The sequence below is a fragment of the Inhella proteolytica genome, from assembly GCF_016093275.1.
Taxonomy (GTDB): Bacteria; Pseudomonadota; Gammaproteobacteria; order Burkholderiales; family Burkholderiaceae_C; genus Inhella; species Inhella proteolytica.
In genome coordinates, this window is the sequence record NZ_JAEDAK010000013.1 from 23,646 (window position 1) to 48,929 (window position 25,284).

General features: G+C 67.8%; 26 protein-coding genes and 1 tRNA gene. 11 read left to right on the top strand and 16 right to left on the bottom strand.

All coding sequences use genetic code 11. The features are described 5' to 3' along the window. Position 1 precedes the first annotated feature (1 nt). From I7X39_RS16825 to I7X39_RS16865, 9 genes are all read right to left on the bottom strand, one after another. Complete coding sequence (locus I7X39_RS16825; protein ID WP_198112330.1) at positions 2–1,684, bottom strand: sensor domain-containing diguanylate cyclase; 1,683 nt, start codon at positions 1,682–1,684, stop codon at positions 2–4. Between the two features lie 38 nt (positions 1,685–1,722). Continuing rightward, complete coding sequence (gene phoB / locus I7X39_RS16830; RefSeq protein ID WP_198112331.1) at positions 1,723–2,418, bottom strand: phosphate regulon transcriptional regulator PhoB; 696 nt, start codon at positions 2,416–2,418, stop codon at positions 1,723–1,725. 17 nt (positions 2,419–2,435) lie between these two features. Further along, the gene (phoU, locus tag I7X39_RS16835; protein WP_198112332.1) at positions 2,436–3,140 is read right to left on the bottom strand and encodes a phosphate signaling complex protein PhoU; all 705 of its coding nucleotides are present in this window, start codon (positions 3,138–3,140) and stop codon (positions 2,436–2,438) included. Between the two features lie 17 nt (positions 3,141–3,157). Beyond that, entirely contained in the window at positions 3,158–3,952 is a 795-nt protein-coding gene (pstB, locus tag I7X39_RS16840; protein ID WP_198112333.1) for a phosphate ABC transporter ATP-binding protein PstB, read from the bottom strand. 7 nt (positions 3,953–3,959) lie between these two features. Further along, a complete protein-coding gene (gene pstA, locus I7X39_RS16845; protein ID WP_198112334.1) occupies positions 3,960–4,895 on the bottom strand; it encodes a phosphate ABC transporter permease PstA in 936 nt (311 codons plus the stop codon). Positions 4,896–4,907: 12 nt separating this feature from the next. After that, the gene (gene pstC, locus I7X39_RS16850; RefSeq protein ID WP_198112335.1) at positions 4,908–5,876 is read right to left on the bottom strand and encodes a phosphate ABC transporter permease subunit PstC; all 969 of its coding nucleotides are present in this window, start codon (positions 5,874–5,876) and stop codon (positions 4,908–4,910) included. A 123-nt stretch (positions 5,877–5,999) separates the two neighbouring features. Continuing rightward, a complete protein-coding gene (locus I7X39_RS16855; RefSeq protein WP_198112336.1) occupies positions 6,000–6,983 on the bottom strand; it encodes a PstS family phosphate ABC transporter substrate-binding protein in 984 nt (327 codons plus the stop codon). 101 nt (positions 6,984–7,084) lie between these two features. Further along, on the bottom strand, positions 7,085–7,687 hold the full coding sequence (locus I7X39_RS16860) for a winged helix-turn-helix domain-containing protein (RefSeq protein WP_198112337.1): 603 nt from the start codon (positions 7,685–7,687) through the stop codon (positions 7,085–7,087). A 74-nt stretch (positions 7,688–7,761) separates the two neighbouring features. Continuing rightward, positions 7,762–9,006, bottom strand: a complete 1,245-nt coding sequence (locus tag I7X39_RS16865; RefSeq protein WP_198112338.1) for a glycosyltransferase family 4 protein — start codon at positions 9,004–9,006, stop codon at positions 7,762–7,764. 105 nt (positions 9,007–9,111) lie between these two features. On the opposite strand from I7X39_RS16865, the gene I7X39_RS16870 reads away from it, so the two are divergent. Then, entirely contained in the window at positions 9,112–9,720 is a 609-nt protein-coding gene (locus I7X39_RS16870) for a hypothetical protein (RefSeq protein ID WP_198112339.1), read from the top strand. Positions 9,721–9,820: 100 nt separating this feature from the next. Here I7X39_RS16870 and I7X39_RS16875 read toward each other — a convergent pair whose 3' ends face one another. Next, the gene (locus tag I7X39_RS16875; protein WP_198112340.1) at positions 9,821–11,467 is read right to left on the bottom strand and encodes an aminotransferase class III-fold pyridoxal phosphate-dependent enzyme; all 1,647 of its coding nucleotides are present in this window, start codon (positions 11,465–11,467) and stop codon (positions 9,821–9,823) included. Positions 11,468–11,522: 55 nt separating this feature from the next. Between I7X39_RS16875 and asd the strand changes: the two genes are divergently transcribed. Together asd and I7X39_RS16885 are read left to right on the top strand one after the other, a co-directional pair. Beyond that, a complete protein-coding gene (asd, locus tag I7X39_RS16880; protein ID WP_198112341.1) occupies positions 11,523–12,410 on the top strand; it encodes an archaetidylserine decarboxylase in 888 nt (295 codons plus the stop codon). 22 nt (positions 12,411–12,432) lie between these two features. Then, on the top strand, positions 12,433–13,299 hold the full coding sequence (locus tag I7X39_RS16885; protein ID WP_198112342.1) for a UDP-2,3-diacylglucosamine diphosphatase: 867 nt from the start codon (positions 12,433–12,435) through the stop codon (positions 13,297–13,299). Positions 13,300–13,305: 6 nt separating this feature from the next. Here I7X39_RS16885 and I7X39_RS16890 read toward each other — a convergent pair whose 3' ends face one another. Continuing rightward, a complete protein-coding gene (locus I7X39_RS16890) occupies positions 13,306–13,524 on the bottom strand; it encodes a cold-shock protein (protein ID WP_198112343.1) in 219 nt (72 codons plus the stop codon). Positions 13,525–13,774: 250 nt separating this feature from the next. Between I7X39_RS16890 and clpS the strand changes: the two genes are divergently transcribed. Next, positions 13,775–14,134 (top strand): ATP-dependent Clp protease adapter ClpS, encoded by a 360-nt coding sequence (gene clpS / locus I7X39_RS16895; RefSeq protein ID WP_198112344.1) that lies wholly within the window; start codon positions 13,775–13,777, stop codon positions 14,132–14,134. Then, on the top strand, positions 14,131–16,473 hold the full coding sequence (gene clpA, locus I7X39_RS16900) for an ATP-dependent Clp protease ATP-binding subunit ClpA (RefSeq protein ID WP_198112345.1): 2,343 nt from the start codon (positions 14,131–14,133) through the stop codon (positions 16,471–16,473). The genes clpS and clpA overlap by 4 nt, the downstream gene beginning before the upstream one ends. A 17-nt stretch (positions 16,474–16,490) precedes the next feature. Here the strand turns inward: clpA and I7X39_RS16905 are convergent, their stop codons facing one another. The 5 genes from I7X39_RS16905 to I7X39_RS16925 are packed head-to-tail and all read right to left on the bottom strand — an operon-like array spanning position 16,491 to position 19,596. Further along, positions 16,491–17,267 carry a M90 family metallopeptidase gene (locus I7X39_RS16905; RefSeq protein WP_198112346.1) on the bottom strand — a complete coding sequence of 259 codons (777 nt, stop codon included), beginning with the start codon at positions 17,265–17,267 and terminating at the stop codon, positions 16,491–16,493. Continuing rightward, positions 17,264–18,019 (bottom strand): UDP-2,3-diacylglucosamine diphosphatase, encoded by a 756-nt coding sequence (locus I7X39_RS16910; RefSeq protein WP_198112426.1) that lies wholly within the window; start codon positions 18,017–18,019, stop codon positions 17,264–17,266. Before I7X39_RS16910 ends, I7X39_RS16905 begins: the two co-directional genes overlap by 4 nt. After that, complete coding sequence (locus I7X39_RS16915) at positions 18,016–18,519, bottom strand: peptidylprolyl isomerase (protein WP_198112347.1); 504 nt, start codon at positions 18,517–18,519, stop codon at positions 18,016–18,018. Before I7X39_RS16915 ends, I7X39_RS16910 begins: the two co-directional genes overlap by 4 nt. Then, a complete protein-coding gene (locus tag I7X39_RS16920) occupies positions 18,516–19,076 on the bottom strand; it encodes a peptidylprolyl isomerase (RefSeq protein WP_198112348.1) in 561 nt (186 codons plus the stop codon). Before I7X39_RS16920 ends, I7X39_RS16915 begins: the two co-directional genes overlap by 4 nt. A gap of 4 nt (positions 19,077–19,080) precedes the next feature. Then, positions 19,081–19,596 (bottom strand): tetratricopeptide repeat protein, encoded by a 516-nt coding sequence (locus I7X39_RS16925; RefSeq protein WP_198112349.1) that lies wholly within the window; start codon positions 19,594–19,596, stop codon positions 19,081–19,083. Between the two features lie 168 nt (positions 19,597–19,764). On the opposite strand from I7X39_RS16925, the gene cysS reads away from it, so the two are divergent. The 6 genes from cysS (at position 19,765) to I7X39_RS16955 (ending at position 25,237) form a co-directional block, all read left to right on the top strand. Then, complete coding sequence (cysS, locus tag I7X39_RS16930; protein WP_198112350.1) at positions 19,765–21,141, top strand: cysteine--tRNA ligase; 1,377 nt, start codon at positions 19,765–19,767, stop codon at positions 21,139–21,141. Further along, the gene (locus I7X39_RS16935) at positions 21,141–21,788 is read left to right on the top strand and encodes a DNA-3-methyladenine glycosylase family protein (protein WP_198112351.1); all 648 of its coding nucleotides are present in this window, start codon (positions 21,141–21,143) and stop codon (positions 21,786–21,788) included. The genes cysS and I7X39_RS16935 overlap by 1 nt, the downstream gene beginning before the upstream one ends. Positions 21,789–21,872: 84 nt before the next feature. Next, a complete protein-coding gene (locus I7X39_RS16940) occupies positions 21,873–22,844 on the top strand; it encodes an acetyl-CoA carboxylase carboxyltransferase subunit alpha (protein ID WP_198112352.1) in 972 nt (323 codons plus the stop codon). Beyond that, positions 22,813–23,766 (top strand): tRNA lysidine(34) synthetase TilS, encoded by a 954-nt coding sequence (gene tilS / locus I7X39_RS16945; RefSeq protein ID WP_198112353.1) that lies wholly within the window; start codon positions 22,813–22,815, stop codon positions 23,764–23,766. The genes I7X39_RS16940 and tilS overlap by 32 nt, the downstream gene beginning before the upstream one ends. A gap of 76 nt (positions 23,767–23,842) precedes the next feature. Next, positions 23,843–25,114, top strand: a complete 1,272-nt coding sequence (locus I7X39_RS16950; protein WP_198112354.1) for an aspartate kinase — start codon at positions 23,843–23,845, stop codon at positions 25,112–25,114. A gap of 30 nt (positions 25,115–25,144) precedes the next feature. After that, a tRNA-Ser gene (locus I7X39_RS16955) sits at positions 25,145–25,237 on the top strand. Positions 25,238–25,284 lie beyond the last annotated feature (47 nt).

Here is a 25,284-nt window from a genome sequence, read left to right on the forward strand (position 1 = left end):
CTCAGGGCTGCTGGCCCGGCGGCGCCTGCTCCACACGGTTGCGGCCGCCCTGCTTGGCGGCGTAGAGCGCCTCATCGGCCGCCTGCAGGGCGGCGGCCACGCTGGCATGCATCTGGGCGCCGTAGCACAGGCCCAGGCTCAGCGTCACTTTCACGGGTGGGCCTTCGCTGTCTTCCACCGCCTGACGCAGGCGCTCGGCGAGCTGGCGTGCGCCTTCCTGTGGGGTCTCGGGCATCAGAACCAGGAACTCCTCGCCACCGAAGCGGGCCAGGAAATCGGTGCGCCGCACGGCCGCGGCCAGCACCCGGGCCACGCGTTGCAGCACCTCGTCGCCCCCCGCGTGGCCATAGCGGTCGTTGACGGACTTGAAGCGGTCGATGTCAATCAAACCCAGCGCCAGGGCCTGGCCGTTGCGGCGGTGGCGCTGGAACTCCATTTCCAGGCGCGCATCTGCCGCCCGGCGGTTGGGCAGGCCGGTCAGCGCGTCGTTCAGCGCCATGGCGCTGAGTACGGCATTGGCCTGGCTCAGCTCGGCATGGGCCTGCTCCAGCTCGGCGGTGCGCAGTTGCACGCGCTGTTCCAGCTCGGCCTCGCGCCCCAGCAAGGCCTGCTGCATGCCGCGCAGCGCGCTGCTGAGCTGCTCCACCTCCAAAGAGTGGTGTTCCTCGGGGATCTGCACGCCCTGCTGGCCCGCTTCCACGCGGCGGGCCGCTTCGGCCATGCGTTGCAGCGGCCGGCTGAAGCGCCCGGCCAGCCAACCCGCCAGCAGCAGGCCGAGCAGCGCGGCCAGCGCGCCCGCCAGCAGGGCCTGCCGGCGCGCCTGTTCGGCGCCCTGCGCGGCGCGCGCCAGGGGCTGGCGGGTCACTACCGTCCAGCCCAGATCGCCGGTGATCTCGCGTGCGGGCACCGGGGTAGAGGCACTGAGGTAGCGCTTGCCGTCCGACCACCGCCAGACCTGGGCCAAGCCGCGCGGCAACGGACGCGGAGGTGCCTCGTCCGCAGTGGCATCGCGCGGGCGATGGATGACCTTCCCGGCGCGGTCCAGCACAAAAACCCGCACGCCTTGCTGGTACAGGGCATCGCTGCGGAGGCTGTTGATGACTTCGGTCGCCCAGTCCCAGCTTGCATGGACGCCCAGCACTGCGATCGTGCCCCCCGCAGGATCTCGAATTGGCGCTGCGAAATCCAAGAAGCGAAGCGGTTCGCCTGTGGCGGACGGCGCCAGCAGCGTCGTCAACATCTTGGCAGCGTGTACATCCCCGGTAAAAGGCTGGCTCAGTGCGGCCTGGAACCAGGGACGGCTGGCCACGTTTTGTCCGACCAGCAACCCGCCGCTCGCCGCCAGGACCTGGCCTTGATGGTCGGCCAATCCGATCCAGGAATAGTGTGTTCGGCTGCGCTGAAGGCGATCCAGCGCGGGCTGCCAATGCTGCGGGGTCAGACCGGCGCCCGGCGGGGGGTCGTCGGCCAGCAACTCAATCTCCCGCTGCCGCTCATGCAGGCCCTCGGAAAACACCACGGCCGTGCTGGTGGCCAGGGTTTGGAGGGTGGTGCCCTGGTCGCGTAGCGCCTGCTCGGCCAGCCCTTCAGCCAGCCACAAACTGAGGCCACCCGCCACCAGACCGACAAGACCACCAAACAGAAGCGCAACCTGAGTGCGCAGCGTGAACTTGGGATTCAGCATGACCGGCAGCTTAGAGCCAGGCCGCCGAATGGCGAAAGTCAGGCGTTGGCCACTTGTCGTGTCAATCGGTAACCGGCGCCGCGCACGGTTTCGATCAGCTGGGCGCAGCCGGCCGGGTGCAGGGCATCGCGCAGGCGCTTGATGTGCACGTCCACCGTGCGTTCCTCGATGAACACATGGTCGCCCCAGACCTTGTCAAGCAGCTGTGCACGGCTGTGCACGCGCTCCGGGTGCGTCATCAGGTAGCGCAGCAGCCGGAACTCGGTGGGGCCGAGCTGCACTTCGGCACTGCCGCTGAACACGCGGCGTGCGCTCGGGTCCAGCTTCAGCGGGCCGATTTCTACCGGCGCCTCCAGCGCCTCGGGCACCTTGCGGCGCAGCAGGGCGCGGATGCGCGCCATCAGCTCGGCGGGCGAGAAGGGCTTGCTGAGGTAGTCGTCCGCGCCGGCGTCCAGGCCCTGGACCTTGTCGCTCTCCTGGGCGCGGGCGGTGAGCATGATGATGGGCAGATGCTTGGTGCGCGCCTCGGCGCGCCAGCGCCGCGGCAGCACCACGCCGGGCTCGCCCGGCAGCATCCAGTCCAGCACCACCAGATCGGGCAGCTGCTCCAGCAGGGCCTGCTGGGCCGCCGCCGAGGAGTCGGCCACCCGCACCTCGTGGCCCTCGTGGCGCAGGTGCAGGGCGATGAGCTCGGCGATGGCCGGCTCGTCTTCAACAACCAGGATGCGTCCCATGCTTGCGGAGGTCCTGCTCAGGACACCGCCGAGGCCAGGCCCTCGGGCGGGGTGTGGCGCACGTCGGTGCCCTTGGCGATGTAGATCACCTGCTCGGCCAGGTTCTTGGCGTGGTCGCCCACCCGCTCCAGGGCCTTGGCCACGAACACCAGGTCGATCGAGGCGGTGATGGTGCGCGGGTCTTCCATCATGTAGGTGATGAGCTTGCGCAGCAGGCCGTCGAACTCGGCGTCGATTTCGTTGTCCTGCTTGATGACTTCCATCGCCAGGTTCACGTCCAGGCGGGCGAAGGCATCCAGCGCGCGGCGCAACGAGGTGGTAGCCAGCTTGGCCTCCAGCGTCATCTGCGTGGTCGGGAACAGGCGGCCGTGCATGCCGGTGGCGATCAGGCGTTGCACCGTACGGGCGATGCGGGCGGCTTCGTCCCCCACGCGCTCCAGATTGCCGATGGTCTTGGAGACGCCGATCAGCAAGCGCAGGTCGCGCGCGGTGGGCTGGCGGCGCGCAATGATGGAGCTGAGGTCGCGGTCGATCTCCAGCTCGAACTGGTTGACGCGCTGCTCGGCCTTGATGACCTCGCCGGCGCGTTCCTCGCTCAGATTGGCCAGCGCGTCGACGGCCTGGGCCACCTGCTGCTCGACCAGGCCGCCCATCTCCAGCACGCGGGTGGAGATGGCGCTGAGTTCGGCGTCGAACTGGGTGGAGAGGTGTTTGTCGTTCATCGATTTGCTCCCTCGGATCAGCCGAAGCGACCCGTGATGTAGTCCTCGGTCTCTTTGCGCTTGGGCTTCATGAAGATGTCGTTGGTCTCGCCGAACTCCATCAGCTCACCCAGGTACATGTAGGCGGTGTAGTCGGAGACGCGCGCCGCCTGCTGCATGTTGTGAGTCACGATCAGCACCGTGACCTGATGCTTGATCTCGCCCACCAGCTCCTCGATCGAGCCGGTGGCAATCGGGTCCAGCGCCGAGGTGGGCTCGTCGAACAGGATGATCTCGGGGTCGGTGGCCAGGGCGCGGGCGATGCACAGGCGCTGCTGCTGGCCGCCCGAGAGGTTGACCGCCAGGTCGTCCAGCCGGTCCTTGACCTCATTCCACAGCGCGCCGCCCTTGAGCGCGGCCTCGACCTTGTCTTCCAGCACGGTGCGGTTCTTTTCGCCGCGCACCTTCAGGCCGTAGGCCACGTTCTCGAAGATGCTCTTCGGGAAGGGGTTGGGCTTCTGGAACACCATCGAGATGCGCATGCGCACCTCGATCGGGTCCACGCTCTTGTGCAGCACGTCGACCTCGTCCGGGTGCAGGTGGATGCTGCCGTCGTAGCGGTGGCCCGGGTAGAGATCGTGCATGCGGTTGAAGCAGCGCAGGAAGGTCGACTTGCCGCAGCCCGAGGGGCCGATCAGCGCGGTGACCTTGTTCTCGTACACGGGCATGTTGATGCCCTTGAGCGCCTTGAAGTCGCCGTAATAGAAGTCCAGGTCCTTGGCCTGAGCCTTCAGCGGCGGCGGGTTCTGCGGCAGGGTGATGGTGGAGGGCATAGTCAGTTCACCACTTGATGTTTTTGCGGAGGCGGTAGCGCAGCCAGATGGCAATGGCGTTCATCGAGAGCGTCATCAGCACCAGCACGAAGGCGGCCGCGGCGGCGTTCTCGTGGAAGCGCGGGTCGGGGCGGCTGGTCCAGTTGAAGATCTGGATCGGCATCACCGTGAAGGGGCTCCACAGCCAGTCAAACAGGCCGGCGGCCTGGCCGGTCTCGATGTTCATCTGGCCCGGTGCGGGCGGTAGGAAGGCGATGAAGGTCAGCGCGCCGATGGTGATGATGGGCGCGGTCTCGCCGATGGCGCGGCTCATGCCGATGATCACGCCGGTCAGGATGCCGGGCGTGGCGTACTTCACCAGGTGGTGCTGCACCACCTGCCATTGCGAGGCGCCGCAGGCATAGGCCGCCTCGCGGATGTGCTGCGGAATGGAGCGCAGGGCCTCGCGGGTGGCGGTGATGACGATGGGCAGGATCAACAGGGCCAGCGTCAGGCCGGCGGTCAGGATGCTCTGGCCCAGCTTGAAGGTGTAGACGAACAAGCCCAGCGCCAGCAGGCCGTAGATGATGGAGGGCACGCCGGCCAGATTCGTGATGTTGATCTCGATGACATCCGTGATCCAGTTTTTGCGCGCGTATTCCTCCAGGTAGATGGCGCCGGCGATGCCCAGCGGCACGGCCACGAAGGCGGTCACCGTCATCACCAGGATCGAACCCACCCAGCTGGAGAGGATGCCGGCCTCGGCCGGGCGGCGCGAGGGGAAGTTGAGGAAGAAGTCGGCCGTCAGGCGCGGCACGCCGGTGACGGCCATGTCGATGAACAGCGCGGCCAGCGTGAAGATGCCGATCGACAGCGCCAGCAGCCCGAGCAGGGCGACCAGCAGGTCGTAGCGCCGTGCCTTGCGGATGATGGCCCGGATGGCCAGGGTCTTTTCTGCGTTCATTTCGAACCCCAATCAATACGCTTCGCGGTACTTCTTGCGCAGCCAGTAGCCGAGCAGGTTGAAGCACAGGGTCAGCAGCATCAGCGACAGGCCGGCGGCGAAGATGGTCTGGTAGCCGATCGAGCCGTGCGGCAGATCGCCCAGGGCCACCTGCACGATGAAGCTGGTGATGGTGGCGGCCGGCTCCATGGGGTTGAAGCTCAGCGTGGGCTGCATGCCGGCGGCGACTGCCAGGATCATGGTCTCGCCCACGGCGCGGCTGATGCCCAGGATGTAGGCCGAGGCGATGCCCGAGAAGGCAGCCGGCACGACCACGTTCACGGCCGTCTGGAAGCGTGTGCTGCCCATGGCATAGGCACCCTCGCGCAGGCTCATGGGCACGGCGCGCATCGCGTCTTCCGAGAGCGAGGCCACATAGGGAATGATCATCACGCCCATCACCAGGCCGGCCGAGAGCACGTTGAAGCCCGGCAGCTCGGGAAAGATCTTCTGCAGCAGTGGCGTCACCACCAGCAGCGCGAAGAAGCCGTAGATGATGGTCGGCACGCCGGAGAGCAGCTCCAGCAGGGGCTTGAGCGTTTCGCGCGTCTTGTGGCCGGCGAACTCGCTCAGGTAGATGGCGATCACGGTGCCCAGCGGAATGGCCACGGCCAGCGCGACCAGTGAGCTGGTGATGGTGCCGGACATCAGCACAAAGATGCCGAAATGGGCGTCGTCGAACAGCGGTGTCCACTGCTTGTCGGTCAGGAAGTCCCAGATCGACACGTGGCTGAAGAAGCTGATCGACTCGCGCACCAGGATGTAGACGATGCCCACGGTGGTGAGCACCGAGACGCTGGCGGCCAGGAACAACACGGCTTCGATCAGGCGTTCACGGCGCTGGCGGGCCTTCTTCAATTCGGCGAACTCGGCCAGCCGCGCTTCGCCGCGGGGCGAATGCGTGGCGGTGCTGGGCAGGGCATCAGGTGGGGCGATGGCCATGGCGAATACCTAGGAACGGGGAGGCGACAGGACGCCAGAAAGAACAGCGGGCCCGCATGGCGAAATCCGGGCCCGTTGTCACGTCGCTGTCATTTTGCGGCAGGCCCGGGGGCCTGCGTGCGATCACAGGGCGGTTTCGCGGGCCAGCAGTTCCTCGATGGTGATGCCGACCTCGTTCTTGCCACCGAACACGGTGCCCTTCTTGCCCTTGTTCAGGTGCTCCAGGCCGCCCGTGTAGGCCTTGGCCGGCAGCGGCACGTACTTCACTTCCTTGGCGATCTTGGCCGCGTTCTTCATCATGTACTCGACGAACTCCTTGACCTCGGGCTTGCCCAGGGACTTGGCGTTCACGTAGATGAAGATCGGGCGGCTCAGCGGCTCGTAGGTGCCGGCCAGCACGGCGGCTTCGCTCGGAGCGACGGCCTGGCCCTTGGGGTTGACGATCGGCAGGGCCTTGAGCTTGCCCTGGTTCTCGGCGTAGTAGGCGTAGCCAAAGTAGCCGATGGCGTTGATGTCTGAGCTCACGCCCTGCACCAGCACGTTGTCGTCTTCCGAGGCGGTGAAGTCGCCGCGGCTGGCCTTGCTCTTGCCGTTGATGGCTTCGGTGAAGTAGTCGAAGGTGCCCGAGTCGGCGCCGGCGCCGAACAGCTTGATCGGGGCATCCGGCCAGGCCGGGTTGACCTGGTTCCAGCGCGTCACCTTGCCCTGGGCGGCCGGTTCCCAGATCTTCTTCAGTTCTTCAACGGTGATCTGCTTCAGGAACGGGTTGCGGGGGTTGATGACCACGGTCAGCGCATCAAAGGCCACCGGCAGCTCGTAGTACTCGACGCCGGCCGCCTTGCAGTCGGCCATTTCCTTGGCCAGGATGGGGCGCGAGGCGTTGCTGATGTCGGTCTCGCCGCGGCAGAACTTCTTGAAGCCGCCGCCGGTGCCCGAAATGCCCACGGTGACCTTGACGGCACCTTTCTTGACCTTCTGGAAGTCTTCGGCCACGCCCTCGGTGATCGGGAACACGGTCGACGAACCGTCGATCTTGACGACTTGCGCCTGGGCGGCGAAAGCGGTGGCGGCCAGGCCCAGCAGGGCGAACAGCTTGTTCAGTTGCATTGCAGACTCCGTTTTGGGGTCGTTGGGTGGATGCCTGCCACTCTAGGCAGGCTGAATGACGGCTTTGTGACAGCCGCCGGGAGGAACTGAAATATTTGGGGCTAAGCCGGATCAAACCGGTAACCGAGGCCGCGCAGGGAGCGCAGCCGGCCATCCAACCCCAGGGGCTGCAGGCCCACGCGCAGGCGGCGCACGGTCTGGTCCACGGTGCGGGGCAGGGGGCGGGCCTCGGCGGGCCAGACGGTTTCCAGCAGCTCCTGGCGGCTGACCACCCGCCCGGCGCGCCGCAGCAGGGTGCCCAGCAGGCGCAGCTCCAGGGCCGGGATGGCAGCCTGGCGGCGCAGGCCGTCGCCGCCGCGCAGGCGCACCACGCCGGCCTGGGGGTCGGCCTCGATGTCGCCGCAGACGATGCGCTGAGGGCGCACGCACAGCTCGGGCAGCCAGGCGGCCAGGCGCCGGGAGGTCTGTTCCAGGTCGCCCTCCCAGGCCAAGACGGGGCAGGGGGGTGGGTGCAGGCGCTCCAGCAACTGGGGGTCGCCCAGCAACAGGTCGGGGGCCAGGGTGTCCAGCCAGCGCTGGGCCTGGCTGGGGTCGCTGGTGTGTGCCACCAGGGCGCCGCTGGCGGTGGCGGCCTGCAGCAGCTGGCTGAGGCGCGGGTCGGCGCGGCTGACGGACAACAGGGTGAGCGGGGCGGCGGGGTGCAAGGCGGGAAGGAGAAGCCCAGGACAGCCGCGATGCTGGCCAGGGGCGGTGACACCACTGTGACGCGCCATCCCCTTCACGCCTCGGGCCCCGACAGCAGCTCGCGGTAGTGGGCCTCGATGCCCGCCACGATGGCGGGCCAGCCCTGTTGCAGGGCCACGGCGCGGGCAGCCTGCGCCATGCGCTGCAGTTCGGGCGGCTGGCTGCCCAGTTCGGCCACAGCCGTGCAGAAGGCGGTGGGCTGACCCTGCGGTACCAGGCGGCCGGCCGGGCCCTCGCGCAGCAGCTTGGCGGCCGCCGCGTAGTCGAAAGCGACGACCGGCAGGCCGCTGGCCAGGGCCTCGGGCACCACATTGCCGAAGGTCTCGGTCAGGCTGGGAAAGGCGAACAGGTCGGCGCTGGCGTAATGCGCCGCCAGCGCGGTGCCGATCTGCAGGCCGCAGAACACCGCGTCCGGGCAGCGTTGGCGCAGGCGTTCGCGCTCGGGGCCGTCGCCCACCAGCACGAGGCGGGCCTGCGGGGCGCGTTGACGCAGCGTGGCGTAGGCGTCCAGCAGCAGCTCCAGGTTCTTTTCGGCCGCCAGCCGGCCCACGCAGAGCAGCACCGGGCTGTCCGGCCCGGCGCCCCATTGCGCGCGCAGCGCGGGGTCGCGGCGGCCGGGGTGGAAGCGCTCGGTGTCCACGCCCCGTGCCACCACCGCCAGGCGCTCGAAGCGCTGGCCGGCCAGGGTGGCGCGCAGGTCCTCCGAGGGCACCAGGGTCCGCTGGCATTGGTTGTGGAACTTGCGCAGGTAGGCGTGGATGGGGTGGCGCAGCCAGCCCACGCCGTAGTGCTGGCTGTAGGCGTGGAAATTGGTGCGGAACTCGCTCAGCACCGGCAGGCGCAGCTGGCGCGCCGCCTGCAGGGCCGACCAGCCCAGCGGCCCCTCGGTGGCGATGTGCACCACGTCGGGCCGCTCGAAGCTCCAGCGCCGCAGCAGCGCGCGCTTGGCAGGCAGGCCCATGCGCAGCTGCGGGTAGCGCGGGATCGGCAGGCCGCGCATCAGCAGTTCGGCAAAGCCAGCCTCGCTCTGCGCCTGCTCGGCCTTGTGCTGGCGCGGGCGCACCAGCTGCAGCTCGTGCCCGAACTCGCGCAGGCCCTCGACGATGCGCGCCACCGTGCCCGCCACGCCGTTCACTTCGGGCGGATAGGTCTCGGTGACGAGGGCGATGCGCAGCCAGCGGTGCTCGCTGCGCGCCGGCAGGATCTCCAGTGCGTCCGGCGCGGCTGGGGACAGGGGGCTGCGTTCCAGCAGCGCGGCGGTGCGGGCGGCGGTGTTCATGCGGCCATGCTCAGCCGCCCCTGCGACAGCGCTGTGACAGCGGGCGTCACGTCTTTTTCATCAGCGCTGCCGAGCATGCCGCACCCACAACCCCCAGGAGCCTTTGTGACGGAATTCCTGCAAGCCCTGCGCACCCAGCGCTGGGACGACCACCGCTACTACCACCACAGCCGCATCAACCAGAGCCTGCACCTGCTCAGCGCGCTGAGCTTTCTGTGCGCCTACGGCCTGCTTTTTGAGGACCCCGCGCTGGCCGCGCTGCTGGCCTGGGGGGTGTCGATGAGCTCGCGCCAGGCCGGCCACTTCTTCTTCGAGCCCAAGGGTTATGACGAAGTCAACCAGGCCACGCACGAGCACAAGGAAGCCATCAAGGTGGGCTACAACCTGCGCCGCAAGGTGTTCCTGATGTCGGCCTGGGCCGCCATGCCGCTGTTGCTGTGGCTGCAGCCTTCGCTCTGGGGCTGGATTGAGCCGGCGACGGACTTCAACGGGTATTGGCACGACGTCGGCCTGGCCTGGCTGGCCCTGGGCGTGACGGGACTCCTGATGCGCACCGTGCATCTGTTCCACCTGTACGACGTGCAGACCGGCCTGGTGTGGATGTGCAAGATCCTGACCGACCCCTTCCACGATGTGCTGCTGTACTGGAAAGCGCCGCTCTACCTCCTGAAGGGCGAACTCATCGACCCCATGCACCACGCCCGTCGGACTTGACCCCCCCCCGAAGCGGCCGGGAGCTCCGTCCCGGCCGCCTCCCCCATGGGGGCGCCACCAGCGGCCCGGCCAAGTCGGTTCCGCGGTGGCACTGGATCCATCAGCGATTGCGCCAGGCGCCAATCAGCTCACGAACCAGCCGGCGCTTCAGATGCCCGGCCGGCGGCGCGCCTTCCCACCAGCCGTCCGCCTGCATGGCGGCGCAGGCGGCCAGGAAGCGTTCGCAGACGGCGTCGAAATCGGCCTCGCGGTAATCCAGGCTGAAGACGATGCGTCCGCTGCCCACCCAGGACAGCAGCAGGCCCTGCTCGCGCAGGTAGAACTGCAGCATCCAGTGGTAGCGCCCGGGTTGCAGGAATTCCACCGCCCAGATCGTGGCCAGCTGCTGCACACGCACCGGGAAGCCGGCGGCCTCGAGGCCGGCGTTCAGGCGCTGGGCGCGGCCGCTCCAGCGCGCGTCCATGCCCTCGTACAGGGCCTGGATCTCGGGCCGCTCCAACTGCTCCAGGAACACCTGCATGGCGCACACCACCTGCGGGTGGGCGTTGAAGGTGCCGCGCGCGAAGCAGATGTCGGCCGGGCGGTCCTCGCGGAAGCGCTTCATCCAGGCCGCCTTGCCGCACACCACGCCCACCGGCAGGCCGCCGCCCAGGGTCTTGCCATAGGTCACCAGATCCGCCTGCACGCCGAAGCGCTGCTGCGCGCCGCCCGGGCCGAGGCGAAAGCCCACGAACACCTCGTCGAAGATCAGCGCGATGCCGCGCGCGCTGCAGACCTCGCGCAGACGGCGCAGCCAGTCGGCGTAATCCTGCAGATCGGCCGCTTGCAGGCGGCGCGCGCCCATCAGGCTGCTGTCGCCCGGCGCGGCTGCGTTCGGGTGCAGGGCCTGCAGCGGGTTCACCAGCACGCAGGCGATGTCCTTGCGGGTGCGCAGCACGCGCAAGCTGCGCTCGTCCATGTCGCGCAGCGTATAGGTGTGTTCGGCCGCCACCGGGTTGCCCGGCCCGGGCTGCACATCGCCCCACCAACCGTGGTACGCGCCGCAAAAGCGCACCAGCTTGGCGCGGCCGGTGTGGTAGCGCGCCAGGCGCACGGCCTGCATCACCGCCTCGGTGCCGGACATATGAAAGCTCACCTCGTCCATGCCCGAGAGCCGGCACAGGCGCTGGGCCACATCGGCCACCGCCGGGTGGTAGGCGCCCAGCAGCACGCCGTGGTCCAGCGCGCGCTCCTGCGCCTGCACCAGGCAGCGCTTGTAGAACTCGTGGCCGAACAGATTGACGCCGTAGCTGCCGGTCAGGTCGTAGAACTCCTGGCCGTCCAGGTCGGTCAGGATGAAGCCGTCGGCCCGCTGCAGGAAGGCGCCCAGGCCCAGCTGCGCGCGCACCTGGCGGCTGAAGGGCGGGGGCACGCGGTAGGCGCCGGTGAACTGCAGGTCGCTGATGAAGGGGCGGGCCTGCTGGGTGAGTGCCAGGCTGCGCGGGTGGCGCTCGCGCAAGGTGGTGGCCAGGCGCTCGAAGCCGGCGCGGCGGCGCTGCTGCAAGGCGGGCTCTGCGCCGTCGGCCGCGTAGAACTGGGTGTCTTCCAGGTGGTAGCCCGGCAGCAGCCGGCTGACGCGGCGCGCCATCTTGGCGTGGCCGGTCAGCGAGGGGTGCTTGGCCAGTGAGAGCTGGGCGCGCTGGTAGGCCTTGTGTGCCAGCACGCCGCCCGTGGCAAGGGCCAGGGCGAGCGTCCACGGTTCTGTCATATCGGCTCCCGACACTGTGAAGCCCGCCGGTGTACGCCGCTGACTTGACAGGCTCATGACCTCCACCCCCCAAGCCGCGCCACGCCGCTGGCGCGAGCGCTTGCTGCTGAACGAAGACCTCAATTTCCTGCTCACCAACCGCCTGCCGCGCCGCTGGCTGACGCTAGCGATGGGCCGCTTCAGCAAGATCCGCAGCCCCTGGCTGACGCGGTTCTCGATCGGGGTCTGGCGCCAGTTCACCGAGCTGGATCTGAGCGAGGCCAAGGAACAGCGCTTCGAGAGCCTGCACGCCTGCTTCACCCGCGAACTGAAGGAGGGCGCGCGCCCGCTAGCCCCCGACCCGGCGCTGCTGATCAGCCCCTGCGATGCCCTTGTGGGCGCCATCGGCCGGGTGCAGCGGGGCACGGTGCTGCAGGCCAAGGGCATGCCCTACCGGTTGGCCGAGCTGTTCGGCTGCAGCGAGGAGCCAGCCGAGTTTGAGGGCGGCCATTACCTGACCCTGCGCCTGACCTCGGCGATGTACCACCGCTTCCACGCCCCGGCTGACGCGTGCATCGAGGCGGTGCGCTACCTCAGCGGCGACACCTGGAACGTCAACCCGATCGCGCTCAAGCGCATCGAGCGCCTGTTCTGCCGCAACGAGCGCGCGCGCATCCGCCTGCGCCTAGCCGATGGGCGGCCGATGGCCCTCGTGCCGGTGGCGGCCATCCTGGTGGCCAGCATCCGCCTGCACTTTCTGGACGTGCTGCTGCACCTGCGCTGGGCCGGCCCGCGCGACCTGCCCTGTGACGTGCCGGTGCGGCGCGGCCAGGAGCTGGGCTGGTTCGAGCATGGCTCGACCCTGGTGGTCTTCGTGCCGCCCGGCTTCGAGCCCTGCGTGACCACGGGGCAGCGCTTGCGCATGGGGCAGGCGCTCTTGCGGCCTGTCATCGCGCCGTCTTGATCGGCCCCCAGCATGACGGGCCATGCGACGCGACCTGCCCTGTGATGTCCGCACCGATCTGGCCTCCGCGCTGCTGGGCGCTCCCGCTCAGGAGGGCGACGAAACCGGCGAGCTGCGCCTGCGCACGGTCTGGATTTCCGACCTGCACCTCGGCACCCCGGGCTGCCAGGCCGGTGCGCTGCTGGATTTCCTGCGCCGGGTGGAGTGCGAGACGCTCTATCTGGTGGGCGACATCATTGACGGCTGGCAGCTGCGCCGTCAGTGGTTCTGGCCGCAGCAGCACAACGACGTGGTGCAAAAGCTCCTGCGCAAGGTGCGCAAGGGCACGCGCGTGGTCTTCGTGCCCGGCAACCACGACGAGTTCGCGCGCCGCTACCTGGGTCACAGCTTTGGTGGCATCGAGGTGCTGGCCGAGGCCATCCACACCACGGCCGATGGGCGACGGCTCTGGGTCACCCATGGCGACCACTTTGACGGCGTCATCCAGTGCGCCAAATGGCTGGCCTATCTGGGCGACTGGGCCTACACGCGCGCACTGGCGCTGAACCACTGGCTGAACTCGGCGCGCGCGCGCCTGGGGCTGCCGTACTGGAGCCTTTCGCGCTACCTGAAGCTCAAGGTCAAGCGCGCGGTGGCCTATGTGGACGATTTCGAGGCCGCGGTGGCGCGCGAGGCGCGCGCCCGGGGGCTGGACGGCGTGGTGTGTGGGCATATCCACCACGCCGAGCTGCGCGAAATAGAGGGCATCCTCTATGCGAACGACGGCGACTGGGTGGAAAGCCTGACCGCCTTGGCCGAGCACCCGGATGGGCGCCTGGAGATCTTGGACTGGAGCGCGAGCCTGCAGGCGCGCCGGGCGGCCGAGCCGACCGCCCTGATCACCACCTGAACCCGCTCAGGCCGGGCTCATCTCCACGGGCTGGATGTTCTGGGCCAGCAGGCCCTTGGGGCCTTCAATGGTCTCAAAGCTCACCTTGCTGCCCTGGCGCAGCGTGCGGAAGCCTTCCATCTGGATGGCGCTGAAATGCGCGAATACGTCCGCGCCGCCGGCCTCCGGTTCGATGAACCCGAAGCCTTTGGCGTCGTTAAACCACTTCACTGTTCCTATCGCCATGGTGTATCTCCGGGTCTAGCTTGGGTGCCGAAAGAAAGCGCGCGATTGTTGGAATCGGTCTTTGGAGCGTCAATTCCGGGCCAGCCCGATCGGTGCAGACCCCAGTTCCCACCCCGGTGAAGAGGACTTGAAAGCCCGCCTGGGCCCCCCAACTCGGCTAAACGGGTGGGCGTGATGCTGCGCACAATCCATTGCAGGTCCCATGCCCCAGCGCCCCATGGGGAGCAGGGGAGATCCCTAGAATCGAACCATGTTTTCGCCCCCGTCTCTCCATGCGCAGCCCCCTGGGCCCACGCCCCCCACGCCGGATGACGGCGCGGGCTCGGTCGTGGCCGAGCGCCAGGCCCAGCGCACCGAGCCGCCGCGGCTGTACCAAGTGCTGATGCTGAACGACGACTTCACGCCCATGGAGTTCGTCGTCATGGTGCTGCAGGAATATTTCCGGCACGACCTGGATTCCGCCACGCTGATCATGCTGAAGATCCACCACGAGGGTCGCGGCGTCTGCGGGGTGTTCTCCAAAGACGTGGCGGCGACCAAGGTCGAACTCGTACTGGACGCCGCAAGGCGCGCCGGCCATCCCCTTCAATGCGTCATGGAGCCCTCATGATTGCCCAGGAACTCGAAGTCAGCCTGCACATGGCCTTCGTGGACGCACGCCAGCAGCGCCACGAATTCATCACCGTCGAGCACCTGCTGATGGCTCTGCTTGACAATCCCTCCGCGGCCGAGGTGCTGCGTGCCTGCGCAGCGCAGATCGAAGACCTGCGCAAGAGCCTGGCGCAGTTCATCAAGGACAACACTCCCACGGTGGGTGGCACCGAGGAGGTGGACACCCAGCCCACGCTCGGGTTCCAGCGCGTCATCCAGCGCGCCATCATGCATGTGCAGAGCACTGGCAATGGCAAGAAGGAAGTGACCGGCGCGAACGTGCTGGTGGCGATCTTCGGCGAGAAGGATTCGCACGCCGTTTACTACCTGCACCAACAGGGCGTGACGCGCCTCGATGTGGTGAACTTCATCGCCCACGGCATCCGCAAGACGGACGCCTCCGAGCCGCCCAAGGGCCCGGAAGGCAAGCCCGAAGGCGAGGGCGGCAGCCAGCCTCCGCAAGAGGAGGGCGAAGCCCAGGCCAGCAAGGCCTCGCCGCTGGAGCAGTTCACCCACAACCTGAACGCGGCGGCCAAGGAAGGCCGCATCGACCCCCTGATCGGGCGCGAACACGAGGTCGAGCGCGTCATCCAGGTGCTGTGCCGCCGCCGCAAGAACAACCCGCTGCTGGTGGGCGAGGCCGGCGTGGGCAAGACGGCGATTGCCGAGGGCCTGGCCTGGCGCATCACCGAAGGCGCAGTGCCCGAGGTGCTGGCCGAGAGCACCGTCTACTCGCTCGACATGGGCGCACTGCTGGCCGGTACCAAGTACCGCGGCGACTTCGAGCAGCGCCTCAAGGCCGTGCTCAAGCAGCTGAAGGACCAGCCGGGTGCGATCCTCTTCATCGACGAGATTCACACCCTGATCGGCGCCGGCGCGGCCAGCGGCGGCACGCTTGACGCGAGCAATCTGCTCAAGCCCGCGCTGTCCAATGGCCAGCTGAAGTGCATCGGCGCCACCACCTTCACCGAGTACCGCGGCATCTTCGAAAAGGATGCGGCGCTCTCACGGCGCTTTCAGAAGGTCGATGTGGTGGAGCCCACGGTCAGCCAGACCATCGAGATCCTGAAGGGCCTGAAGAGCCGTTTCGAGGAGCACCACGCCGTCAAGTACGCGCTCGGTGCGCTCGAGGCCGCGGCCGAGCTGTCGGCCAAATTCATCAACGACCGCTACCTGCCCGACAAGGCCATCGACGTCATCGACGAGGCCGGTGCGGCCCAGCGCGTGCTGCCGGCCAGCAAGCGCAAGAAGACCATCACCCGCAACGAGGTCGAGGACATCGTCTCTAAGATCGCGCGCATTCCGCCGGCCACCGTCAACAGCGATGACCGCGGCAAGCTGCGCAACCTGGAGCGCGACCTCAAGGCCACGGTGTTCGGGCAGGACGTCGCCATCGAGGCCTTGGCCGCCAGCATCAAGATGGCGCGCTCGGGCCTGGGCAAGCCCGACAAGCCGATCGGCGCCTTCCTGTTCAGCGGCCCCACCGGCGTCGGCAAGACCGAGGTGGCCAAGCAGCTCGCCTTTATTTTGGGCATCGAGCTGATCCGCTTCGACATGTCCGAGTACATGGAGCGCCACACGGTGAGCCGCCTGATCGGCGCGCCCCCGGGCTATGTGGGCTTCGACCAGGGCGGCCTGCTGACCGAGGCGGTCACGAAGAAGCCGCACGCGGTGCTGCTGCTCGACGAGATCGAGAAGGCCCACCCCGACGTCTTCAACGTGCTGCTGCAGGTGATGGACCACGGCACGCTGACCGACAACAACGGCCGCAAGTCGGACTTCCGCAATGTGGTCATCATCATGACGACCAACGCGGGGGCCGAGGCGCTGCAGAAATCCACCATCGGCTTCACCACCGAGCGCCAGCTGGGTGACGAGATGGTCGACATCAAGCGCCTGTTCACGCCGGAGTTTCGCAACCGCCTGGACAGCATCATCAGCTTCCGCTCGCTGGACGAAACCATCATCCTGCGCGTGGTCGACAAGTTCCTGTTGCAGCTCGAAGGTCAGCTCGCCGAGAAGAAGGTCGAGGTCACCTTCACCGATGCGCTGCGGCGCCATCTGGGCAAGAAGGGCTTCGACCCGCTGATGGGCGCGCGGCCGATGCAGCGCCTGATCCAGGACACCATCCGTCGCGCCCTGGCCGACGAGCTGCTGTTCGGTCGTCTGGTCGATGGCGGTCGCCTGACCGTGGACGTCGACGCCGAGGGTCAGGTGCAGCTCGACATCCAGCCCAACCCCCCCAGCAAGGGCAAGGGCAAGGCCGACCGGAGCACGGAGCCCGCGCCCGCGGGCTGAGGAGGGGCCGCCGGCGCTCAGGCGTCGGCGGGGTCCTGACGGAAGTAGGCGGCCAGCAGCGCGTAGAGCGGCGGGTCTTCGGCCCGCAGCTCCTGCGGTGCCACGAAAAAGGCCTCCGCCGCCACGGCGAAGAATTCGTCCAGGGCCGCGCTGCCATAGGGGTCGATGCAGCTGGATTCGCGGTGCGCCACCCGGTCCGCAAAGCGGTCCCAGGCCAGCGGCAGCTCCGCCAGCCAGCGCTGGCGCAAGACGGGGTCGGTGATCTCGGGCAGGCCGTTGGCGTCGCCGCCATGGCGCAGGTCCAGCAGGTGCACGAACTCGTGCACCACCACATTGAAGACGGGCTGTTCCGGGTCGTCGGCCTGCTGCACCGCTTCCCAGCTCAGCATCAAGGGGCCGCCCGGCATGGCCTCGCCGGCGAGCACTTCGTCCCACTGGTGCACCACGCCGTGCTCGTCCACTTCCTCGCGCGGGGCCAGCACCTCACCGGGGTGCAGCACGATGCCCACCGTGCCGTCGTACAGCGCCAGATCCAGGCGCAGCACCGGCAGGCAGGCCTGGGCTGCCACCGCCAGCGCCATGGCATCGGTCAGCTGCAGCCCGCCGCTGGTGTGGAAGCGCTTGCGGGCCAGGAACAGGCTGCACAGGCGTCGCAATTCGGCCAGGTCCGCGGCGCTGCGCCGAGCAACGAAGGGGTAGTTGGCCAGCAGGGCGTGCCAGAGCGCGTCCGGAATCGCGAAGCGCTGCAGCTGCCGCTGCTCGCGCCAGCGCTGCCAGCGCGCCCACAGGCTCATGGCTGCGGCAGGCGCTGCCAACCCTGGGGGCTGAAGAGCATCACTTCGCCGCGCGTGCCGCCATGGTCATGGTCCCAGTCGCTCAGCACCAGGCGCTGGGCGCCGCCGGGCAGTGCGTGCCGGGCCGGGCGATGCGTGTGGCCATGTAGCAGGGTCAGGGCGGCGTGGCGCTGCAGCAGGGCGGCGCAGGCCTGGGCGTCCAGGTCGGCATAGGGCCCGTCCGCCTGGGCCTGCTGACTGGCGTCACGCATCTGCGCCGCCAACTGCAGGCGCGTGGCCAGAGGCTGGGCCAAAAATCCCTGCTGCCAGGCCGGCTGCCGCACCTGGGCCCGAAAGGCCTGGTAGGGGCGGTCCTCCAGACATTGGGCGTCGCCATGCACCAGCACGACGCGCTGCCCGAAGGCCTGCAGACAGACCTCCTCGGCCAGCAACTGCAGGCCGCAGGCCTCGGCCATTGCCGGGCCGAGCAGGAAGTCGCGATTGCCATGCTGGAAATACACCGGACGCGTGGCGGCGCAGGTGCTCAGCAGCGCCACCACGGCCTGTGCCCAGGGCAGTTCACGGGCGTCGTCGCCCACCCAGGCCTCGAACAGGTCGCCCAGGATGAAGAGCGCGTCCGCATCCAGTGCTTGCAGCGCGCGCTGCAAGGCCAGCTGGGTTCTCGGCGTGTCCGGCCCGAGGTGCAGGTCGGAGATGAAAGCAAGGCGCCGCCACGCGGGCGGCGCCTGGATCTGATCGATGAGCAGACTCAGACCTCGACGGCCTTCTCGACGACGATGGGCTCGACCGGGACGTTCTCGTGGAAGCCGGAGCGGCCGGTGCGCACCTTCTCGATGGCGTCGACGATGCCCTGGCCCTCGACGACGCGGCCGAACACCGCATAGCCCCAGCCCGACGAGGACTCGCTCTTGAAGTCGAGGAAGTCGTTGTCCACGGTGTTGATGAAAAACTGCGCGCTGGCCGAGTGCGGCGCGTTGGTGCGCGCCATGGCCAGCGTGTACTTCAGGTTCTTCAGGCCGTTGTTGGCCTCGTTCTGGATCGGGGCTTCGGTGGGCTTTTGCTGCATCTCGGCCGTGAAGCCGCCGCCCTGGATCATGAAGCCCTTGATGACGCGGTGAAAGATCGTGCCGTCGTAGTGGCCGCGACGCACATAACCGAGGAAGTTCTCGGCCGAGATGGGCGCCTTCTCGGCATCCAGCTCGATGCGGATCAGGCCCTGGTTGGTGTGCAGTTCAACTTGCTTGGTGCTCATTTCTTGGTCTCCACGCTGGCTTTGAGGATGAGGATGGGGGTTTCGGGCACGTTGCCGTGCATGCCGCGGTCGGCCACGGGCACGGCGCGGATCTTGTCGACCACTTCCATGCCGGACTCCACCTTGCCGAACACCGTGTAGCCGAAGCCGTCCGGCGACATGTCGGCATCCAGGCGCTGGTTGTCCACCACGTTGATGAAGAACTGCGCGGTGGCCGAGTTCGGGTCGCCGGTGCGCGCCATGGCGATGCTGCCGCGCAAGTTCGACAGGCCATTGCGCGATTCGATCGGAATCGGCGCGCGGGTGGGCTTTTGCTGCATCTGCGGTGTGAAGCCGCCGCCCTGGATCATGAAGTCGGCGATGACGCGGTGAAAGATCGTGCCGTTGTAATGCCCGGCCTTCACGTACTGCAGGAAGTTGGCCACGGTCTTGGGCGCCTTGGTGGCGTCCAGCTGCAGGCGGATGTCGCCCATGCTGGTCTTGAGCAGCACGGTCTGGGCGTTGGCAGCCAGCGGGGCCAGGGCCAGCAGGGAGCTGAGGAGAAGTTTGCGAAGCATGGGTTCAGCGCTGCGGGGCGCGCAGCAGGGGTTCAAGAAGCTTGAGCTTGAGTTGCACGCCGCCGGGTGCGGGCGATTGCGCGGCGCGCAGATAGGCGCGTTGGGCCAGGCGCAGCAGCAGATCGCCGAGGTTTTCCTGCGCTTGCCAATGCTCCGGGTGCAACTGCACGGCACGCTCCAGCAATTGCTGCGCGGCGTCGAGCTCACCACGCTGCGCGAGGATGACGGCGAGGTTGTTCTGCGCTTCGCTGTGGTCCGGGAATTCTTCGATCAGGGACCGCAGCAACTGCTCGGCGCTGCCGGTCTGGCCCTGCTCCTGGCGCATCCAGGCCAGTGCAAAGCGCAATTTGGCGTCGCGCGGCTGGGCCGTCAGGGCCGCTTCTAGGGTGTTCACCGCCTCGGTCTGACGGCCGGCATACCAATGCGATTGCGCCTGTTCCAGCGCGCCCTGGGCCTGCGCCGGCAGGGTCAGGGCCCAGAGCAGGGCGAGGAGGGAGAGGGGTCGGAACGACAGCGTCATGCAGGGGCGCGCCACCCGAACTGCGAGGGGGCGCTGGATATACTGATCGGCCATTCTAGGGAGCCGCAGCGGCGGTTCCGTTTCCGTCCTAGGGATGCTCCGGCCTTGCCCCCGCGCCGGCCCACGCTACCCTCCCCGGTCTTCGCACCGGGCCCCCTCCGAAGACCCATGTCCCTGCGCATCTACAACACGCTCACGCGAGCGGTCGAAGACTTCGTGCCCCTGGTTCCCGGTGAAGCCGGGATGTACGTCTGCGGCATGACGATCTACGACCTGTGCCACGTGGGGCATGCGCGCATGATGATGGCGTTCGACGTGGTGTACCGCTGGCTGCAGGCCAGTGGCTACCGCGTCACCTATGTGCGCAACATCACCGACATTGACGACAAGATCATCAAGCGTGCGGTCGAGCGCGGCATGGGCATCCGTGCGTTGACCGATGAAATGATCGCGGCGATGCGCGAAGACATTGGCGCACTGGGCATTGCCACGCCCACCATCGAGCCGCGCGCGACCGATTACGTTCCGCAGATGATCGGCCTGATCGAGCGCCTGGAGGAGAAAGGCCTGGCCTACCGAGCCGAGAACGGCGACGTGAACTACGCTGTGCGCAAGTTCCCGGGCTACGGCAAGCTCAGCGGCAAGTCGCTCGATGACCTGCGCGCCGGCGAGCGCGTGGAGGTGGACCGCGGCAAGCACGATCCGCTTGACTTCGTGCTCTGGAAGGCCGCCAAGGCCGAAGAGCCCGAGGACGCCAAGTTCCCCGGCACGCCCTACAGCATGGGCCGGCCGGGCTGGCACATCGAGTGCTCGGCCATGAGCTGCGCCACGCTGGGCGAAACCTTCGACATCCACGGGGGCGGCATGGACCTGCAGTTCCCGCACCACGAGAACGAGATCGCGCAGTCGGAGGGCGCGGGCCTGCCCTTCGCCCGCTACTGGCTGCACAACGGCTTCCTGAACGTCGATGACGAGAAGATGTCCAAGAGCCTGGGCAACTTCTTCACCATCCGCGAAGTGCTGCAGCGCTACGACGGCGAGACCCTGCGCTTCTTCATGCTGCGCACGCATTACCGCCGTCCGTTCAATTTCAGCGACGCCCATATCGAGGACGCCCGCCAAGCCCTGCGGCGGCTCTACACCGCACTGGACGCGGTGAGCGCGCAGCCTCTGGACGCCATCGACTGGAGCCAGGGCCATGCCGCGGCCTTCAAGGCGGCCATGGACGAGGACTTCAACACGCCACAAGCCCTGGCCGTGCTGTTCGAACTGGCTGCCGAGGTCAACCGCAGCGCGTCGCCGGCCGCGGCGGGGCTGCTCAAGACGCTGGGCGCCAGCCTGGGCATCCTGCAAGGCGTGCCGCGTGACTACCTGCAGGGCGGCGCCGCGGTTGACGCCGCCTGGATCGAGGAGCGCATTGCGGCGCGTGCGGCGGCCAAGGCGGCGCGCGACTTCGTCCAGGCCGACGCCATCCGCGCCGAGCTGGCGCACCACGGCGTCACGCTGAAGGATGGCCCCGAAGGCACCAGCTGGGTGGCCAACTGATGGCGCCCAAGCTGGGCGTCACGCCCGAGTACTGGGACGAAGCCTGCAAGCACCTGGCCAAGCGCGACCGGGTGATGAAGAAGCTCATCCCGCAGTTCGGCGAAGCCCGCTTGCAGAACAAGGGCGATGCCTTCACCACGCTGGCACGTTCGATCGTTGGTCAGCAGATTTCCGTCAAGGCGGCCCAATCGGTCTGGGACCGTTTCGTGGGTCTGGTCGGTGGCCCCAGCCACAAGCTGGCGCCGGGCGCCGTGCTGGGGCATGAAGTGGCGGCGCTGCGCGAGGCTGGCCTTTCCGTGCGCAAGGCCGAGTACCTGCGCGACTTGGCCGACCACTTTCAGGCCGGCCAGGTGCATGTGCGCCAATGGGCGCAGATGGACGACGAAGCCATCATTGAGGAATTGGTGGCGATTCGCGGAATCGGCCGCTGGACGGCCGAAATGTTCCTCATCTTTCATCTGATGCGCCCCAACGTGCTGCCTTTGGATGACATCGGCCTCATCAAGGGCATCAGCGTGAACTACTTTTCCGGCGAGCCGGTGTCCCGCGCCGAAGCGCGCGAGGTGGGTGAGAACTGGGCGCCGTTCCGCTCCGTGGCCACTTGGTATCTCTGGCGCAGCCTGGATCCCTTGCCTGTCGAGTACTGAGTTGGTGAAACGTTCGACCGACCGTTCGGTCGATTGCGGCTTGCCCGGGGGGATCCAAATCCTCCATCTGCGAGAATCTGTGACATGAGCAAACGCCACTTCCTCGAATTCGAGCAACCGATTGCCGAGCTGGAGTCCAAGATCGACGAGCTGCGCTACGTGCAGTCTGAGTCGGCGGTGGACATCTCGGAAGAGATCGACCGCCTCTCCAAGAAGAGCCAGCAGCTCACCAAGGACATCTATTCCGGCCTGGCGCCCTGGCAGATCTACCAGATCGCCCGCCATCCCCAGCGCCCACAGACGCTGGACTATTGCCGCGAACTCTTCACCGACTTTGTCGAACTGCACGGCGACCGTCATTTCGCCGACGACTTGGCGATCGTGGGCGGCCTGGCCCGCTTCAACGGCCAGGCCTGCATGGTGATCGGCCACCAGCGCGGCGCCGACGCCAAGGAACGCGCCCTGCGCAACTTCGGCATGCCGCGCCCCGAGGGCTACCGCAAGGCGCTGCGCCTGGCCAAGCTGGCCGAGAAATTCCGTCTGCCGGTGTTCTGCTTCATCGACACCATGGGCGCCTACCCCGGCATCGGCGCCGAGGAACGCGGCCAGAGCGAGGCCATCGGCCGCAACATCTTTGAATTCGCGCAGCTGGAAGTGCCGCTGATCGCCACCGTCATCGGCGAGGGCGGCTCCGGCGGTGCGCTGGCCATCGGCGTGGCCGACCAGGTACTGATGCTGCAGTTCAGCGCCTATTCGGTGATCTCGCCGGAAGGCTGCGCGTCGATCCTGTGGAAGTCGTCCGACCGTGCCGCCGAAGCGGCCGAGTCGCTCGGCATCACGGCGCACCGACTCAAGGCCATGGGCCTGATCGACAAGATCGTCAACGAGCCTGTGGGCGGCGCGCACCGCGACCCCAAGGGCATGGCCTCTTCGCTCAAGCGCGCGCTCACCGATGCGCTGCGCCAAGTCAGTGACCTCAAGGTGGACGAGCTGCTGAATCGCCGCCAGGAGCGCCTGCTGGCCTATGGCCGTTACACCGACACCAAGGCCCGGTGACACTGTTGCCGTCGCGTTCAGCGGCGGCCTGGATTCCACCGCACTCTTGCTAGCCACCGCCCGCCAGGCGGTGGCTTTGCATTTGCGGGTGCTGGCCCTGCATGTCCACCATGGTCTGCAGCCCGAAGCCGATGCCTGGGTGGCGCATGCGCAGGCCGTGGCGGCCCAGCTTGGGGCCGCCGGTTGGCCGGTGGAGCTGCAGGTGTACCGGTTGCAAGGGCAACCGCAGCCGGGCGACAGCGTGGAAGCCTGGGCGCGGCGCGAGCGCTACGCGGCCCTGGCCACGATGGCCAAGGCGGCGGGGGCCAGCTTGATCCTGCTTGGCCAACACGCCGAAGACCAGGCCGAAACCGTGCTGCTGCAGGCCCTGCGCGGCGGCGGCCCGGCTGGCTTGGCCGCCATGCCGGCGCAGTGGCAAAGCGCCGGCCTGCACTGGTGCCGGCCCTGGCTGCAGCGGCCGCGCCGGGCCTTGCAGGCCTTGGTCGAGGCGGCTGGCCTGCCCTTTGTGCAGGACCCGAGCAACCAGAACCCGCGCTATGCGCGCAGCCGGCTGCGCCAGCAGCTGATGCCCGTGCTGGTGGCGCAGTTTCCGCAGGCCGTTACGGTGCTGGGAGAGGTGGCGCGCCATGCGGCGCAGGCGCGCGAGCTGGCCGACGAGGCGGCTGCGCTGGACCTGCCCGCCTGCCGCACCGTGCAGGGCGGCCTGCGCCATGCCGCCTGGGCGGCGCTGCCGCCAGCGCGCCGGCGCAATGTGCTGGCGGCCTGGCTGGCGCCGCAGCTGCCAGCGGGCGTGCCCGTCTCGCTGCTGGACCGCCTGATGAGCGAATGGCAGGGCCTGGGCCGGCGCTGGCCGGCACCGGGGGGCTGGCTGCACTCGCGCAAGGGCGTGCTCGGGCTGGAGCTTTCGCGCGCCACGAAGTAACTCTGGAGCGGGTTTTCCCGGGCGGATCCCTAGAATCGGGCCTTCTTCCGCCTGAAACCCGTAACCCGGTTACATCATGGCCCTGATTGTTCACAAGTACGGTGGCACCTCCATGGGCTCCACCGAGCGCATCCGCAACGTCGCCAAGCGGGTCGCCAAATGGGTGCGGGCCGGCCACCAACTGGTGGTGGTGCCCTCGGCCATGTCGGGCGAGACCAATCGTCTGCTCGGGCTGGCCAAAGAGCTCTCGCCCGAGGTGGTGACGCCGCCGATCCAGCGCGAGCTCGATGCGATTGCCGCCACCGGCGAGCAGGTGTCGGTGGGCCTGCTGTCGATCGCGCTGCAGAGCGAGGGCATGGAGGCCGTCAGCTACAGCGGCTGGCAGGTTCCGATCCGTACCGACAGCAGCTACACCAAGGCGCGCATCCAGAGCATTGACGACGCCAAGGTGCGCGCCGACCTCGCCGCGGGCCGCGTCGTCGTCATCACCGGCTTCCAGGGCATCGACGAGGAAGGGAACATCACCACGCTGGGCCGTGGCGGTTCCGACACCTCGGCCGTGGCCGTGGCGGCCGCGATGAAGGCCGACGAATGCCTGATCTACACCGATGTGGACGGGGTCTACACCACCGATCCGCGCATCGTGCCCGAGGCGCGCCGCATGGCCACCATCAGCTTTGAAGAGATGCTGGAGATGGCCTCGCTGGGCAGCAAGGTGCTGCAGATCCGCTCGGTGGAATTCGCCGGCAAGTACCGCGTGCCGCTGCGCGTGCTCTCCAGCTTCACGCCCTGGGACATCCCGATCGACGAGGAAGCCAAGTCCGGCACCCTGATCACCTTTGAAGAGGACGAAAACATGGAACAAGCTGTCGTCTCCGGCATCGCCTTCAACCGCGACGAGGCCAAGGTGACCCTGCTGGGCGTGCCCGACAAGCCGGGCGTGGCCTTTCAGATCCTGGGCCCGGTGGCCGATGCCAACATCGACATCGACGTCATCATCCAGAACGTCAGCCACGACGGCCGCACCGACTTCAGCTTCACCGTGCACCGCAACGACTACGCGCGCTGCCTCGATCTGCTGAAGACCAAGGTGGCACCGGCCACCGGCGCCGCGCAGGTGCTGGGCGATCCGAAGATCTGCAAAGTCAGCATCGTGGGCATTGGCATGAAGAGCCATGTGGGCGTGGCCGCCAAGATGTTCCGCTGCCTGTCGGAAGAGGGCATCAACATCCAGATGATCTCGACCAGCGAGATCAAGACCTCCGTCGTCATCGACGAGAAGTACATGGAGCTGGCCGTGCGCGCGCTGCACAAGGCCTTCGATTTGGATCGGCCTGCAGAAAACTAAAAAATCTCTGCCATAATGCAGGGCTTCGCCGGAGACGTGACCGAGTGGCCGAAGGTGCTCCCCTGCTAAGGGAGTATGTGGGCAAAACCTGCATCGAGGGTTCGAATCCCTCCGTCTCCGCCAGATACGAGAACGCCCTGATGGTTCGCCATCAGGGCGTTTTTCATTGC